Here is a 14367-nt window from a genome sequence, read left to right on the forward strand (position 1 = left end):
GCGCTCCCGGCGCCACGGGCACGCCACCGCTCAGCCCCGGCAACGGACCTACGACTGGCGAACGAGAAGCTCGTCGGCGAGGTGTACGGCCGGACCACCGCCACCGATTTAGCCCGGCGCTCGGGGAGCTCGTGAAGCTGAGGGGGGCGTGGCTGGACAGCCGCCGCTCCCGGGCCGAATTCCTCGACGGGCACCCGCCGGTGCTCGGTCCCGCTTTCACCGGACCGCCGGTCGAACCGGGGCCGGAGCCCCGGGACCGGGTCGCCCCGGCCATGCGCCTGCGTGCGGTGACCAGCGTCGTCGGCGTGCCCGCGCCGGCGGTCCCGACCGGCCCGGCCGACGGGCTGCGGATCGTCGGGCGGGCCGGTCGGGACCGGTGCCTGGCGGTGGCGCAGGCCGTCAAGGGCCGGCTGCGGCGCCCTGGGTGTGCCGTCCCGCGCGGCGGTGGGTCAGTGGTCCGGCCGGGCCAGGCGGCGGAGCAGGGGGAGTGCCTGGTCGAGGGGGACCGCGTCGAAGAACGCCGCGTCGGCCCGTTCGACGGCCGCGATGGCCCGGGGCGCCAGCTCGGCGCCCGCCTCGGTGACCCGCAGCCGCTTGGCCCGGGTGTCGGCCGGGTCGACCTCGCGCGCGACGAGCCCCTTCTGCTCCAGCGCCCGGAGTACCTGCGAGGTCATCTTCACGTCGGTGCCGGCCTGACGGGCGAGGGTCAGCTGGTTGGGCTGTTCGCCCTGGGAGTTGAGCCACCAGGCGCAGGCGAGCAGCACGAACTGCACGTGCGTGAGGCCGAGCGGTGCCAGCGTCGCGGCCATGTCGCGCTGCCAGCGCAGCGTCGCGTGCCACAGCAGGAACCCGGGGCTGTCGGCCGGGCGCAGCGCCATCAGCGGGCCGCCGGTTCGCCCGAGGGGTCGGAGGGGTCGGAGGCGTCCGGCCCGGCCGGCTCCGCGAGGGCGACCAGTGCGGCCATGGTCTGCGGCCAGTCGGCGGTGATGCCCGGTCCGATCTCGGGGCCGGCCTCGTCCGCGCCCGTTCCGGTGATCTCCATCCGGTAGGTCACACGGATCCGGCCCGGCCCGGCCGAGTCGAGGCGGTGCAGGGTCCGCAGCACGAGGCCGCCGAACTGGGCTTCGTCGACGAAGAGTTCGTTCTCCACGGCCTCGGCGATGACCAGCGGGATGGGGTCTTCGCCGGGCGGGGTCATCGTGATGCGGGTGCCCGCGGCGAACGGCCCGTCGATCTCGATCTTCTCGACCCCGTCGTTCCAGTCGGCCCAGCGCTCTACTTCGGCCCAGAGCCGCCAGACCGCAGCGGGGGTGGCGGTGGTCTCGACGCTGTGCTCGTACGTCCACATGGTGCGGGCTCCCTCGGGCGGCCGGTCAGATCTTCTGTCCACAGACTATCTGTGCGCAGACTATCTGTCCAGGGGTGGTCGGGATGCCCCGGCGGGAACGCGCGGAGGGGCCCGCGGCGCCGCGCGCCACGGGCCCCTCGGTGGGGAGTTTCGCTAGCCGCCGTACGGGCGGGTGATGATCTCCATCCCGTGCCCGTCCGGGTCCGGGAAGTACACCCCGCGGCCGCCGTCGTTGTGGTTGATCTCGCCCGGCCGCTTGCCGTGCGGGTCGGCGAAGTACGGGATGCCCGCCGAACGGATCTTCTCGAAGGCGCTGTCGAACTCGGCCTCCGAGACGAGGAACGCGTAGTGCTGCGCGGCGATGGCCCCCTCCGGGAGGGCGGCGAAGTCCAGGGTGACCCCGTTGGCGGTGGACACCGGGACGAACGGACCCCATGCGGGGCCGACTTCGAGACCGAGGATGTCTGCGAGGAAGGCCGCGGACTTCCGGTTGTCACGGCAGAAGACGATGGTGTGGTTCAGCTGTACTGACATGAGTGAATGCCTCCGCAAGGCACGTCACGGACACCTCCATGCCTCACCCAGCCGGTGACCGACACGCGATGCCGCGGTCGTGATCCTAAACAGCCGGTCCGGGGGAAGTCCACCGATATCGCCGCCCGGCCGTCATGCGCCGCCGTACACCTCCTCGACGTTGTCCCGGGCCGGATGCGCCCGCCCCGCCGGCCCCGCCGCGAAGACCCGCAGCAGGTTCTCCGTCACACGCCTGGTCAGCGCCCCGGAACGCGCGTCCAGGCCGTGGCGGGCGCCGCCCTGCCCGTCGCCGGACGCGTCGAGGGCCTCGACCCAGCGCATCGTGCCGGTCGCGAACACCCCCGCCCCGCTCGGCACGGTGTAGTACGCCGTGTCCTGGTGGCTGGGCCGCCCCTCGCACACCACGGGGGAGTGGGCCAGTATCTCGATCGGGCGGGGCGTCGGGAAGCCGGTGTCGACCTTGTCGTACTCCACCCCGACCAGGTGCGCGAAACCGTCGCCGGCCTTCGCGGCCGTCCCCTCGAACAGCCAGTGCCCCGGGTTCGTCACCACGTACGGGGCGTCCACCGGGTACCCGTCGTAGATCACGCCCAGCAGGGAGCTCTCCGGGTCGGCGGCGGGCGCCGAGCGGAAGTCCACCGTGGCCGGGTGGCCCCGCTTGAAGCCGGGGTCCTGGGCGTACGAGGACTTGTAGCAGACCACCGTGCGGTCCGGCCCGAGGTCCGAGGCCTCCAGCCGGATCCGGCGGAAGCAGCAGTTGGCCCCCAGGACCGCGATGTTGGTGCCCGCGTCCCGGGCCGCCGTGACGTGGGCGCGCTGCTCGGGCGACCAGTACTCGTCGTGGCCGAGCGAGAGCACCGCCGTCGCCCCCTCCAGCAGCCGCTTCTCCCGCCCCACGTCCGTGGTCGTCGCGTACGCCAGGGGGATCCCGAGCCGCTCGGCCAGCGCGATCAGCGGGGCCTCGTACACGAGGAAGAGGCCCGCCCCGTCGTCGTATTCGTACGGCCGGTCGAAGGAGACGGTGAGCGAGCGCGACGCGTAGCCGCCGCCCGGGCCGTCGTAACTTCCGTACCCGCCCCACCGGTTGTACGCCTGCCAGGTCGCCACCGCGTTGACCGCCACCGTACGTCCGGCCGTCACCGCCGAGCGGACGGTGAGGGGGACGAACCGCTGGCCCTCGCCGCCCTGGGCGTCGAGCCGCAGCAGGTAGCACCCCTCCGGCCAGCCCCTGGTGTCGACGGAGGCGGTACGCGGCCACCGCGTACGGACCATCCTGGTCGCGGAGTCCACGGTGTGCTCGGGCTGGCGCGCCCCCGGCAGCGACTCCGAACGCCAGACCAGCCGGGCCCGCGCCCCGCCGTACCAGCCCATCCGGTAGGCGGAGACGGTGAACCGCGGTGCGGTGGTCGACACGTGCAGGCCGAAGGACTCGCCCGGCAGGACGCTCACCCGGTCCGCGAACCCCTCGATGGCGCGGGCCGGACCGGCCTTCGTCACGTGCCAGTCGGCGTTCCCTGGCCGGGCGTTCTCCGCAGTGACGTCGAAACCGGCCCTCGCCGACGCCGACGGGCCACCACCGGGCCCGCGCCCCTCCCCGGCGCCGGACCCCTCCGCCGCGCCGCCGCCCCCGCCGCCCGTCCCGCAGCCCGCGACGGCACCGAGCCCGGCGACGGTGGCCGCGCCCGTCGCGACGGCGAGGAAACGCCGCCTGCCCGCGCCGGCGCCGTCGCCCGCACCCTCGGCCCCGCCGGCTATGTGCTCCTGATCCATGCGGGCACGCTATGTCATGCTCACCCCCCACCTCGATCCGCCCCGAAGCCGTTCCGCCCCCCGGATCACCCGAGCCGCACCACCACTTCCTGGCCCGCCCCGGCCGTACCCGTCAGGTCACCGAACTCCAGCCGCAGCCGCGTCCCGGTGGCCACCGCGATCAGGCTCGCCGGGCGCGACAGGACCGCCGCGACGGGCCGGTTCCAGGTCACGGTCAGCGCCGCCGCCGCCCGGGGCGGATCCGCCACGGACAGCGTCGCGGTGCCGTCGGACCTCTCCCGCACCGTGACCGAGCACGGGGCGCTCACCTCCAGCGGCCCCGCCGACCCGGACTGCCAGAAGTTGACGCCGGTGAATCCGAGGGAGGCGGCCGACACCCCCTGGGCCGCTTCCCCGTTGGCGAGGACGGACAGCCACCCCGGTGTGGCCGCCCGCGCCGCCGTCTGCGCCGCACTGGCCCCCGGGAGTATCTGGTACGCGTATCCGGCGCCCGCCGGGTCCGTGCCGTGGTCGTACCAGAGGGTGAGGTACCGCCGCGTCAGGGCGGCCGTGGAGCTGCTCCGGTTCACCTCGCTCCACCGGCCGGTGCGCTCCTGACGCAGGGCCCTGACCGTGCCCGGCCCGTGCAGGACGTAGCCCCCGAACCCCGCCAGATGGGCCCAGCCGGGCGCCGGGAACACCCCGGACCAGCCCGGCGCCGACGGCTGCACGGCGGCGTTCACGGTCAGGGCATGTGTGCCGGAAACCCCCAGATTGCGGTTGTCGACGACCGACTCGACCACCGCGCCGTCCGAGGCGCGGATCCCGGCACCCAGACAGACCATCGTGTCGGCGAGGAAGAACCAGGACTTCCGGGCCTGGAGCGTGCTGCCCAGAGCCCGCAGGTGCTGGCCCACCGACGCGAACTCCCCGTCCGTGCTCCCGCCCACCCAGGCGGCGTCGGGCCGGGCGGCCCCCCAGTCGCCGCCCGCTCCGTCGGCCAGCGCCTTGCGCACCACGGTCGTGCCGGGCAGCCGGTACGGGTCGACCGTGGGCCAGAACGCGTCCGCGTACTGACCGTTTCCGTACGAGGCCCCCCACCAGGAGAGCATCCCGCTCCCGGTGTGCCAGCCGCGCAGGTTCTCGCCGTTGCCCGTCTCGTAGTGGGCGATGCGCCGCGACGCCAGCGAGAGCGAGGCCGCCCATCCCGGTCTGCGGTGCACGGCCCGGTCCATCGAGGGGAACAGCCGGTGCCCGACGGGCTCGGGCAGCGCCGCGACCGACGTGTCGGCGTCCAGCGCCGCCAGCCGGGCCAGCGAAGCCAGGCCGAGGCTCCGGTCGGCGAGGGGGCGGCCGTAGTAGTCCCGCGCCGACCATCCCTTCACCAGTCCGCGCCAGCGCGCCCGCTGCGCCGGGGCGGCCCCTTCGGCGAGCAGCAGGACGGCGGCCAGTACGGCATGCCCCCGGGTGTGGTCGTCCTGCTGCACCCCGAGCGCGTCCGAGACGGCGATGCCCCGGCTGACCGCCCGCCCGGACACGCAGTCCATCACCAGTCCGTTGAACAGGAAGGGCGCCCAGGCCCGCTCCACCGCGTCGAAGACGATCTGTGCCCCGGGGTCCGTGACCTGCCACACGGTTCCGTCGAGCAGGGCGAACAACAGGCCCAGACCGCCCAGCAGCACCGCACCGTAGGTCCCGGTGTACGGCACCCAGCCGTGCTGGACGAACGACCCGTCACGGTAGAGCCCGTCCCCGGAGGTCACGTACGGGAACACCGGCGCGAGCGCGTCCCGCGCCAGGGCCAGCTTCGCGGGATCCGCGCCGGCCACCCCGCGCAGCGCCAGCACCCGGCACAGGTCGACGCGGTTCGCCCCCGTACTGGTCCCGCCGTACGTCGCCACCGCGGAGTCCGGCACGAAGTGGTCCACGGCGGCGCAGTACTCGGCGAGACGCGCCGCCGGTACCTCCTCGTCCAGCAGGACGCACACGTCCAGCAGGGCCTGGGGTGCGCCGATCTGCCAGCAGAACCAGTTCCCGTACCGGACCTGGCCCGCGTGGTACGCCTGCCCGTGGAGATGGTCGAGGCCCTTCAGCAGCGCTGACAGCAGGGCGCCGTCGCCGGTGATTCCGGTGCCCGGCCGAACGTAGGCCTCCGTCATCGTCCTGAGCCGGTAGTAGCTCTGCATCAGCATCTCGGGGTCCGTCGCGAAGCCCAGGTCGGGCCAGAGCGAACCGGACGCCGGGGCCATCGCCGAGATCCAGCCCCGGGTCCGCTCGCCGAGCTCGGCCAGCCGCGAACGGAACGGTTCGACGCCGGCGGAGAACCCGCTGCCGAGGACCAGACCCCGCCAGACGGCGCGCAGGGCCGCGTACTCGCCCTCCGCGGTCCCGGCCGCCGCCCGGCCCGCGGGCGTGCCCAGCAGCAGGGCGCCTCCGGCCGCGGTGGAGAGGAAGGCGCGCCGACTCCACTCTTCTGTCATCGCATGCTCCTTGTCCGAATCCCTGCCGACCCCGTCGGCCGGTCGTCCATTCCCTCACTCGACGTGCTCGCGGTAGCGGTCGATCACCTCCCGGAGGACCTCCCGGCCGTCCCGGGCCCACAGCGCCGGAGCGAAGATCTCCACCTCCACCGGCCCCCGGTAGCCCGCCGCGTCGGCCATCTCGCGAAAGGCCCGCAGGCCGACGCAGCCGTCACCCAGCTGCCCCCGCCCCAGCAGCACGCCCTCGGGGAGGGGGGTGACCCAGTCGGCTACCTGTACGGAGACGATCCGGCCGCCCTCGCCCGCCCGCCGCAGATCCGCCTCCAGCCGCTCGTCCCACCACAGGTGGTAAGAGTCGGCCACCACGCCCACCTGGTGTGCGGGGAACTGCTCGGCCATCTCCAGGGCCTGCCCCAGGGTGGAGACCACGCAGCGGTCCGCCGCGAACATCGGATGCAGCGGCTCGATCCCCAGCCGCACCCCGTGCTCCGCCGCCCAGGGAGCCAGCTCGCCCAGCACGCCGACGACCCTGCGCCGTGCCTCGACGAGATCGCGCTCGCCCGGCGCGAGGCCGCCCGAGACCAGGACCAGGGCGTCCGCCCCGAGTGCGGCCGCCTCCTCGACGGCGCGCCGGTTGTCCTCGACGGCGGCCGCCCGCCCGGATGCGTCGGCAGCCGTGAAGAACCCGCCGCGGCACAGGGAGCTGACGCGCAGCCCGGCCTCCGCGACCAGCTTCGCCGTCTCCCGCACCCCGAACCGGCGTACGGGATCCCGCCACAGGCCCACCGCGCCCACCCCGGCCTCCGCACACCCGGCCACCAGCTCGGGCACCGACCACTGCCGGACCGTCTCCTGATTGAGGCTCAGCCGCGCCGGCGCCGCCACCCCGCTCACGAGGGCGCTCCCTGCGCCGCGAGGAGCCCGCGCATCCGGCCGGCCGCGAGCTCCGGATCGGGGAACAGACCCAGCAGATCGGCCCGTTCGTACGCGGTCGCCAGGTGGGGGAGCGAGCGGGCCGACTCCAGGCCGCCCAGCAGGGTGAAGTGCTCCTGGTACCCCGCCAGCCAGGCCAGCAGGACGATTCCCGTCTTGTAGTTCCGCGTCGGCGGGGCGAACAGATGCCGGGCCAGCGCCACCGTGGGATCGAGCAGTTCCCGGAACCCGGCGGTATCCCCGAGGTCGAGGGCGCGCGCCGCACGCGCGGCGAGCGACGCGATCGGATCGAAGACGCCCAGCAGGGCATCGCTGGCCAGCTCCCCGTCCCCGGCGATCAGCTGCGGATAGTGGTGGTCGTCCCCCGTGTAGCAGCGGACCCCCGCCGGCAGCCGCCGTCTCAGCTCGGTCTCCCGGTCCGCGTCCAACAGCGAGATCTTGATGCCGTCCACCTTCGCCGGATGCTCGGCGATCAGCTTCAGCACGAGGTCGGTGGCATTGTCGAGATCGTCGTGGCCCCAGTACCCGGCGAGCTCGGGATCGAACATCGGCCCCAGCCAGTGCAGCACGACCGGCCGCGCACTCTGCCGCAGGAGCCCGCCGTACACCTCCAGGTAGTCCTCGGGCGCGCGGGCCGCCGCCACCAGGGCGCGGGAGGCCATCAGGACGGCCCCCGCCCCGCAGGACTCGACGAACGCGAGCTGCTCCTCGTACGCGGCGGTGACCTCCGCGAGGGAGTGCGCGCGGCCCGCGGGCAGTTGGTCGGTGCCCGCACCGCAGACGATCCGGCCGCCCACCGCCCGCGCTTCGGCCGCCGAGCGCCGGATCAGCTCCATCGCCCCGGGCCAGTCCAGGCCCATGCCCCGCTGGGCGGTGTCCATGGCCTCGGCGACCCCGAGCCCCAGTCCCCACAGGCGGTGCCGGAAGGCCAGGGTCGCCTCCCAGTCGACCACCGGACCGCCCGCGCCGGAAGCCGAGGGCGGTGCGGCGGCCACATGGGCGGCCGAGTAGAAGGTACGGCTGCGGGCCGGGGCGCAGGTGAACGGTCCCAGCGGATCGGTCGACGGCCGGTACAGGCGCAACCCGCCGTCCGCCGAGGGGAGCCGGATGCCGTTCACAGCGTCACCTCCGGCACCGGGAGCCTTCGCCCCTCGGCCGCGGACCGCAGTCCGAGCCCCGCCAGCTGTACTCCCCGTGCTCCCGCCAGCAGATCCCACCGCCAGGGTTCGTCCCGCACGACGTGGCGCAGGAAGAGCTCCCACTGGGCCTTGAAGCCGTTGTCGGCGGGGTCGTTGTCCGGCACCTCCTGCCACTGGGCCCGGAACGGCTCGGTCTGTGCCAGATCCGGGTTCCACACGGGTTTCGGAGTCGTCGCGCGGTGCTGGATCCGGCAACCGCGCAGGCCCGCCACCGCCGAACCGTGCGTTCCGTCCACCTGGAACTCCACCAGCTCGTCACGGTGCACCCGCACGGTCCAGGAGGAGTTGATCTGGGCGACCGCCCCGCCCTCCAGCTCGAAGATCCCGTAGGCCGCGTCTTCCGCGGTGGCCTCGTAGGGTTTGCCCTCCTCGTCCCAGCGGCGGCCGATGTGCGTCCGGGTGAGGGCCTGCACGGTGCTGACCCGGCCGAAGAGTTCGTGCAGCAGGTACTCCCAGTGCGGGAACATGTCGGCGACGATGCCTCCTCCTTCCTGCTGCCGGTAGTTCCAGGAGGGGCGTTGGGCCGGCTGCCAGTCGCCCTCGAAGACCCAGTAGCCGAACTCCCCCCGCACGGAGAGGATCTCGCCGAAGAATCCGCCCTCGACCAGCCGCCTCAGCTTGAGCAGGCCGGGCAGGAACAGCTTGTCCTGCACCACTCCGTGTTTGACCCCGGCCGCGGCCGCCAGCCGGGCCAGCTCCCGTGCGGACTCGAAGGTAAGGGCCGTGGGTTTCTCGCAGTACACGTGCTTACCGGCCGTCAGGGCCCGGCGGACCGCATCCTCGCGGGCGGAGGTCACCTGGGCGTCGAAGTAGATCTCCACCTCGGGGTCCGCCAGTACGGCGGCCAGGTCGGTGCTGAAGTGTTCCAGGCCGTGCCGCTCGGCGATGGCGCGCAGGGCGCCCTCCCGGCGTCCGACCAGCACCGGCTCCGGCCACAGCAGCGTCCCGTCGCCGAGGTCCAGGCCGCCCTGTTCGCGCAGGGCCAGCAGGGAGCGGACCAGATGCTGGCGGTATCCCATCCGCCCGGTCACGCCGTTCATCGCGATCTTGATCGTCCTGCGTTCCATGGTGTCCACGTCCTTCGTCCGGCTGGGTTTTCCTCACGATAGAAAGCGCTTTCTGTCCATCAGATTAGGGCTGCAAGTCACGCCCGCACAACACCCGTTCGAGCGATAGAAAGCGCTTTCTGAATCGGGCACACTGGAGCTCCACACACGGATGACACGACGACCGGGACCGACAACAAGGCCCGGAAGGAGGGGGTTCGAGATGGCAGTCACCCTGGCCGAGGTAGCGGTGCACGCGGGAGTGTCGCCGGCCACGGTCTCGCGCGTACTCAACGGCGGATACCCGGTCGCGGGCGGCACCCGCACCCGCGTGGAACGTGCCGTCGAGGAACTCGGCTACATCGCCAACGGCCCCGCCCGCGCACTGGCCGCCGCCACCTCCGACCTCGTCGGAGTCCTGGTCCACGATGTCGCCGACAGCTTCTTCGGCATCCTCGCCGGCTCCCTGCAGAGCGCGCTCGACCCCACCGGCCCCGCCGATGCGCGCAGGCTGGCCGTGGTCTGCAACACCGGGGGAGCTCCGGCCGCCGAGCTCGCCTACCTCGGACTGCTGGAAGGCCAGCGGGCCGGCGGCGTCGTCCTGACCGGCGGCGCCGTGGAGGAACCGGACCACACCAGCGCGCTCGCCGCCCGGATCGCCCGCATAGCGGCTACCGGAGCCCCCGTGGTCCTGTGCGGGCGCCCCCCGCTGCCCGTGCGCCCCGGACCACCGGTCGCCACCGTCGTGTTCGACGACCACGGAGGGGCCTTCCGCCTCGCCGAACACCTCCTGACACTCGGACACCGCCACATCGCCTACCTGGCCGGCCCGCCCGGACTGAGCACCACCCGGGAACGGCTCGCCGGCCACCGGGCGGCCCTGCGCCGCCACGACCCCGAGGTCTTCGACGCCTGCGCCGCGCTCACCGTCCATGCCGGATTCGAGCGCGCCGCCGGTTATGACGCCACCCGCGAACTGCTGCGCCGGGGAAGACCCTTCACGGCCGTGGCGGCGGCCAACGACACCGTGGCCACCGGCGTCGTCGCCGCCCTGCGCGAAGCGGGTCTGCGGATTCCCGGGGACGTCTCCGTCGCCGGATTCGACGACCTGCCGTTCGCCGTGGACACCGGCCCCGCGCTGACCACCGTACGGGTGCCGCTGCGCGAAGCGGGGGTGCTCGCGGCGCAGCTGGTGACCGGCCGGCGGTCCCTGCCCCCGGGCGGCATCACCACCCTCCCCACCGAACTCATGGTGCGCGGCTCCACCGCCCCGCCCCCAACCGGAAGGAGGACATCGTGAAGTACGCCTTCTCCACACTCGGCCTGCCGGGTGCGACCCTCGCCCGCAGTGCGGCCCTGGCCGCCGAGCACGGGTACGACGGCCTCGAACTGCGGGCGCATCCCGAGGAGCCACTGCATCCCGGGAGTCCGCGCGGGGACCGGGCGGCCGCACTGAGGGAGGTCATCGGCGCCGGGGTGAGCGTCCTCGCGGTGGCGGGCTACGCGCGGGTGGCGGCGCCCGGCGAGGACAGCCCGGTCCTGGAGGAGCTGCGGGCCCTGGTCCGGCTCGCCGCCGATCTCGAAGCCCCCTACGTACGGGTCTTCCCCGGGGGCGGTGAGCTGGCCGCCCCCGAGGCCGACGCCCATGCCGTCCGACGGCTGCGCGAGTCGGCGCCGCTCGCCAGCCGGCACGGAGTGCGGATCCTGCTCGAAACCCATGACTCGCACCGGACCGGGAGAGCAGCCGGCCGGGTGCTGGACGCGGTCGGGCACCCCGGGGCGGGTGCGCTGTGGGACGTACTGCACACCTGGCTGGGAGGCGAACCACCCGACGAGTCGAGACGGTTGCTCGGTGAGCACCTCGGATACCTCCAGGTGAAGGATGTGGCGTCGGCGCGGGACCTCACCCCGCTCGGGCTGGGCGACGGGGTACTGCCGCTCGCCGGGGCGATGGCCCAGGCTCCGCCGGGGGGATGGCTGTGCTGGGAGTACGAGAAGCGCTGGTACCCGGAGGCCGCCGAGCTGGCGGGACAGCTCGCGCGGGGCCGGGAGCACCTGGAGTCGCTGGAGCGGTCGGCGGGGGGTGGCCGTCAGGCGGAGTAGGCGAGGCGGCCCTTGTCCACGGCGTGGCGGAAGCCCAAGCCCCGCGCGTACCGCTCGAGTTCCTCCACGGCGGTCGCCGCCAGACGGTCCAGCTCACCGCCCAGGGAGCCCGCCACATGGGGGGTGAGCAGGACGTTCGGCAGGTTGAACAGCGGTGAGGCGGCGGGCAGCACCTCGGGCTCGGTGTGGTCGAGCACGGCGTGCAGACGTCCGGCGACCAGTTCCTCGGTCAGGGCGGCCGTGTCGACGAGCGAGCCGCGTGCCGTGTTGATCAGCGTGGCTCCGTCGGGCATCAGGCCCAGCCGGGACGCGTCGAGCAGGTGGTGGGTCTGGGGGAGCAACGGGGCGTGCAGGCTCACCACGTCACTGCGGCGCAGCAGTTCGTCGAGGGAGCACGGCTCTCCGCCGAGGGCCATGACCTCGGCGGGGTCGGCGTACGGGTCGTTGACGAGGACGCGCAGGTCGAAGGGGCGCAGCAGTTCCAGTACCCGCCGCCCGATCAGGGAGGCTCCGACCAGGCCGACGGTCTTCCGGTAGTTGCCGGCCCGCGGATAGCGGTGCAGCGGGTCGACCGGCCCGCGCGCGACGCGGTAGGCGTGCGCGGCCTCCAGCACCCGCTTGTTGGCGAACAGGATCGCGGCGAGCGTGTACTCGGCGACCGGCAGCGCGTTCGCGGCGGCCGCGCTGGAGACCAGCAGGCCACGCTTCCAGCAGGCTTCCGTCACATGGTGCTTGACGCTGCCGGCTGCGTGGACGACGGCGCGCAGCCGGGGCATGCGGCGCAGCGCGTCCTCGTCCAGCGGCGGGCAGCCCCAGCCGGTGAACAGCACCTCGGCGCGGGCCAGCACGCCTCCGAGCTCCACGCTGTCCCGTTCGTCGAAGGTGGTGAGCAGCAGACCGGGGTCCACGTCGGCGACCCGTAGCAGCTCGGGCAGGATCCGGGGGCTGAGGACGGCGTCCCGGGTACCGGCGCTCATGGCGAGCACCGTGGCCGGCCGGGAGGCGAGGGTTGGGGCGGCGGGGTGGTGGGTCACTTGACGGCTCCTGCGGTGAGACCCGAGCGCCAGAAGCGCTGGAGGCCGAGGAAGGCCAGCACCAGCGGGACGACGGAGACGAGCGAACCGGTGATCACCAGCGGGTAGAGCTCGGGCTGCTGGTAGACGCTGCGGTTCCACATGAACAGGCCCAGACTCACGGGGTAGAGCCGCTCGTCGCTCAGCATGGTCAGCGCGCCGTAGAAGTTGTTCCAGATGCCCGTGAAGGTGAACAGGAAGATCGTCACAAAGCCCGGCCACAGCATGGGGAACGACACGTGCGTGAAGACGCGGAGTTCACCCGCACCGTCGACCCGCGCGGCGGCGAGGACCTCGTCGGGGATGTACCCCTCGGCGAAGACCCGGGCCAGGTAGACGCCGAAGGGGCTGACGAGCGAGGGCACCAGGTACGCGGCATAGGTGTTCACGGCGCCGGCGGCGGAGGCCATCAGGTAGAGGGGGAGCTGGAGGACGGTGGCGGGGACGAGGACCCCGGCGAGGACGACGCCGAAGAGCGCCTCCTTGTGCCGGAACTCGTACGCGTGGAAGGCGTATCCGCAGGCCACGCTGATGAGGGCGGACGCGGTCGAACCGACGACGGTGTAGAGGAGGCTGTTGCCGAGCCAGCGGCCGAAGATGCCGTCGCCGTAGGTGAAGAGCTCGGCGAGGTTGTCGAAGAGGCGGAAGTCGCCGGGGGAGTAGGGGGCGGTGGCGAAGAGGTCGCGGCGGTTCTTGGTGGCGGCGAGCACCAGCCAGGCCAGGGGAAGCAGGGTGTAGGCGGCCACGAGGACGAGTGCGGCGTTGACGGCGGTGCGGGAGAGCGCGGCGCGGGTGCGGGCGGCCGCTGCCGTGGGAGCGGGCCTGGCGGGGGCCTCGGAGGCGGGGCCGGCGGAGCCTGACGGAGTACGGGTGGCGGTGGTGGTCATGCGGACCTCCAGCGGTTGCCGAGGGCGGTGACGACGTAGGACGCGGCGCCCGCGACCAGGGCGAGGAGCAGGGCGCTCGCGGCCGCGAGCCCGTAGTCGTGGCCCTTGAACGCGGCGCTGAAGATGTACATGGTCGGGGACCAGGACTCGCCCATCTCGGTCGCCCGGAGCTGGAGCAGCTGCGGGGCGTCGAAGAGCTGTACGGCTCCGACGCAGGTGAACAGGATGGTCAGGACGAGGGTGGGCCGGATGGCGGGCACCTTGACCTGGAAGGCGGTGCGCAGGCCGCCGGCGCCGTCCAGGGCGGCCGCTTCCAGGGTTTCGCGGGGCACGGCCTGGAGGCCCGCGAAGAAGATGATCATGTTGTACCCCATCCACTGCCAGGCCGAGATGTTGACCACCGAGAGCAGGGCCTCGTCGCGCCCGAAGAAGTTCCAGGACAGACCGGCGGTGTCGAGGGCGGAGAGGACGGGGCTGAGGCCCGGTGTGTAGAGGTAGAGCCACAGCATGGCGGCGATCAGGCCGGGGACGGCGTGCGGCAGGTAGAAGGCGATCTGGAAGAAGCGGCGGGCGCGGGCGAGGGCGGAATCGAGGAGCAGGGCGAGGAGGAGGGCGCCGCCGACCATGAGGGGGACGTAGAGGAGGCAGTAGAGGGCGATGTGGCGGAAGGAGGCGAGGAAGAGGGGATCGGTGAGGGCGGTGGCGTAGTTCCCGAATCCGCGGAAGACCCTGCGGGTGCCGCCGAAACCGAGGCCGGACTGCTCGTCGTGGAAGAGGCTGAGGTAGCCGGCGTAGCCGATGGGGGCGACGGTGACGAGGGTGAAGAGCAGGAAGAAGGGGGCCATGAACCAGCCGGCGGCGGCCCTGGCCGGGCGGCGACCGGCCGCTGCGGCGGCGGCGGTTCGGGCCCGACCGGCGGGGTGGCGGCCGGTCCCGGGGGCACCGGCAGCGACGGAACCCGGGAGCCGGCCGTCGGGCCCGGCGCCCCGGGAGACCACCCCGCGAGGTCCGGGCG

The 14367-nt window shown here is 73.4% G+C and carries 13 protein-coding genes; 2 read left to right on the forward strand and 11 right to left on the reverse strand.

The genetic code is table 11. The features are described 5' to 3' along the window. Nucleotides 1-449 precede the first annotated feature (449 nt). From ACFYYT_RS13805 to ACFYYT_RS13840, 8 genes are all read right to left on the reverse strand, one after another. On the reverse strand, nt 450-878 hold the full coding sequence (locus ACFYYT_RS13805; protein WP_351827303.1) for a MarR family transcriptional regulator: 429 nt from the start codon (nt 876-878) through the stop codon (nt 450-452). Then, entirely contained in the window at nt 878-1348 is a 471-nt protein-coding gene (locus ACFYYT_RS13810; protein WP_351827300.1) for an SRPBCC family protein, read from the reverse strand. The genes ACFYYT_RS13805 and ACFYYT_RS13810 overlap by 1 nt, the downstream gene beginning before the upstream one ends. A 153-nt stretch (nt 1349-1501) precedes the next feature. After that, the gene (locus tag ACFYYT_RS13815; protein WP_351827298.1) at nt 1502-1882 is read right to left on the reverse strand and encodes a VOC family protein; all 381 of its coding nucleotides are present in this window, start codon (nt 1880-1882) and stop codon (nt 1502-1504) included. A 132-nt stretch (nt 1883-2014) separates the two neighbouring features. Continuing rightward, nucleotides 2015-3652 carry a N,N-dimethylformamidase beta subunit family domain-containing protein gene (locus ACFYYT_RS13820; RefSeq protein WP_351827295.1) on the reverse strand — a complete coding sequence of 546 codons (1638 nt, stop codon included), beginning with the start codon at nt 3650-3652 and terminating at the stop codon, nt 2015-2017. 65 nt (nt 3653-3717) lie between these two features. Next, nucleotides 3718-6111 carry a polysaccharide lyase 8 family protein gene (locus ACFYYT_RS13825; protein ID WP_351827293.1) on the reverse strand — a complete coding sequence of 798 codons (2394 nt, stop codon included), beginning with the start codon at nt 6109-6111 and terminating at the stop codon, nt 3718-3720. Between the two features lie 54 nt (nt 6112-6165). Continuing rightward, nucleotides 6166-6996: a sugar phosphate isomerase/epimerase family protein gene (locus tag ACFYYT_RS13830; protein WP_351827328.1), complete on the reverse strand. Its 831-nt coding sequence runs from the start codon at nt 6994-6996 to the stop codon at nt 6166-6168. 5 nt (nt 6997-7001) lie between these two features. Continuing rightward, nucleotides 7002-8162: a dihydrodipicolinate synthase family protein gene (locus ACFYYT_RS13835; RefSeq protein ID WP_351827290.1), complete on the reverse strand. Its 1161-nt coding sequence runs from the start codon at nt 8160-8162 to the stop codon at nt 7002-7004. Continuing rightward, complete coding sequence (locus ACFYYT_RS13840) at nt 8159-9310, reverse strand: Gfo/Idh/MocA family oxidoreductase (RefSeq protein ID WP_351827288.1); 1152 nt, start codon at nt 9308-9310, stop codon at nt 8159-8161. The genes ACFYYT_RS13835 and ACFYYT_RS13840 overlap by 4 nt, the downstream gene beginning before the upstream one ends. 202 nt (nt 9311-9512) lie before the next feature. Between ACFYYT_RS13840 and ACFYYT_RS13845 the strand changes: the two genes are divergently transcribed. Together ACFYYT_RS13845 and ACFYYT_RS13850 are read left to right on the forward strand one after the other, a co-directional pair. Beyond that, nucleotides 9513-10589 (forward strand): LacI family DNA-binding transcriptional regulator, encoded by a 1077-nt coding sequence (locus tag ACFYYT_RS13845; protein ID WP_351827285.1) that lies wholly within the window; start codon nt 9513-9515, stop codon nt 10587-10589. Then, on the forward strand, nt 10586-11392 hold the full coding sequence (locus ACFYYT_RS13850) for a sugar phosphate isomerase/epimerase family protein (RefSeq protein WP_351827284.1): 807 nt from the start codon (nt 10586-10588) through the stop codon (nt 11390-11392). Before ACFYYT_RS13845 ends, ACFYYT_RS13850 begins: the two co-directional genes overlap by 4 nt. Here the strand turns inward: ACFYYT_RS13850 and ACFYYT_RS13855 are convergent. The 3 genes from ACFYYT_RS13855 to ACFYYT_RS13865 are packed head-to-tail and all read right to left on the reverse strand — an operon-like array spanning nt 11380 to nt 14197. Beyond that, a complete protein-coding gene (locus tag ACFYYT_RS13855; protein ID WP_351827326.1) occupies nt 11380-12369 on the reverse strand; it encodes a hydroxyacid dehydrogenase in 990 nt (329 codons plus the stop codon). The two genes, ACFYYT_RS13850 and ACFYYT_RS13855, sit on opposite strands and share 13 nt — an antisense overlap. A 53-nt stretch (nt 12370-12422) precedes the next feature. Further along, a complete protein-coding gene (locus ACFYYT_RS13860; protein WP_351827282.1) occupies nt 12423-13352 on the reverse strand; it encodes a carbohydrate ABC transporter permease in 930 nt (309 codons plus the stop codon). After that, nucleotides 13349-14197: a sugar ABC transporter permease gene (locus ACFYYT_RS13865; protein WP_351827279.1), complete on the reverse strand. Its 849-nt coding sequence runs from the start codon at nt 14195-14197 to the stop codon at nt 13349-13351. Before ACFYYT_RS13865 ends, ACFYYT_RS13860 begins: the two co-directional genes overlap by 4 nt. Nucleotides 14198-14367: the final 170 nt, after the last annotated feature.

Origin of the sequence: Streptomyces sp. NPDC002032, from assembly GCF_042890765.1 — a bacterium.
Taxonomy (GTDB): Bacteria; Actinomycetota; Actinomycetes; order Streptomycetales; family Streptomycetaceae; genus Streptomyces.

Bases quoted from the DNA above. Each gene is read 5' to 3' on its own strand.
- ACFYYT_RS13805 (WP_351827303.1), bottom strand. From the start codon at position 878: ATGGCGCTGCGCCCGGCCGACAGCCCCGGGTTCCTGCTGTGGCACGCG.
- ACFYYT_RS13810 (WP_351827300.1), bottom strand. From the start codon at position 1,348: ATGTGGACGTACGAGCACAGCGTCGAGACCACCGCCACCCCCGCTGCG.
- ACFYYT_RS13815 (WP_351827298.1), bottom strand. From the start codon at position 1,882: ATGTCAGTACAGCTGAACCACACCATCGTCTTCTGCCGTGACAACCGG.
- ACFYYT_RS13820 (WP_351827295.1), bottom strand. From the start codon at position 3,652: ATGGATCAGGAGCACATAGCCGGCGGGGCCGAGGGTGCGGGCGACGGC.
- ACFYYT_RS13825 (WP_351827293.1), bottom strand. From the start codon at position 6,111: ATGACAGAAGAGTGGAGTCGGCGCGCCTTCCTCTCCACCGCGGCCGGA.
- ACFYYT_RS13840 (WP_351827288.1), bottom strand. From the start codon at position 9,310: ATGGAACGCAGGACGATCAAGATCGCGATGAACGGCGTGACCGGGCGG.
- ACFYYT_RS13845 (WP_351827285.1), top strand. From the start codon at position 9,513: ATGGCAGTCACCCTGGCCGAGGTAGCGGTGCACGCGGGAGTGTCGCCG.
- ACFYYT_RS13855 (WP_351827326.1), bottom strand. From the start codon at position 12,369: ATGAGCGCCGGTACCCGGGACGCCGTCCTCAGCCCCCGGATCCTGCCC.
- ACFYYT_RS13860 (WP_351827282.1), bottom strand. From the start codon at position 13,352: ATGACCACCACCGCCACCCGTACTCCGTCAGGCTCCGCCGGCCCCGCC.
- ACFYYT_RS13865 (WP_351827279.1), bottom strand. From the start codon at position 14,197: ATGGCCCCCTTCTTCCTGCTCTTCACCCTCGTCACCGTCGCCCCCATC.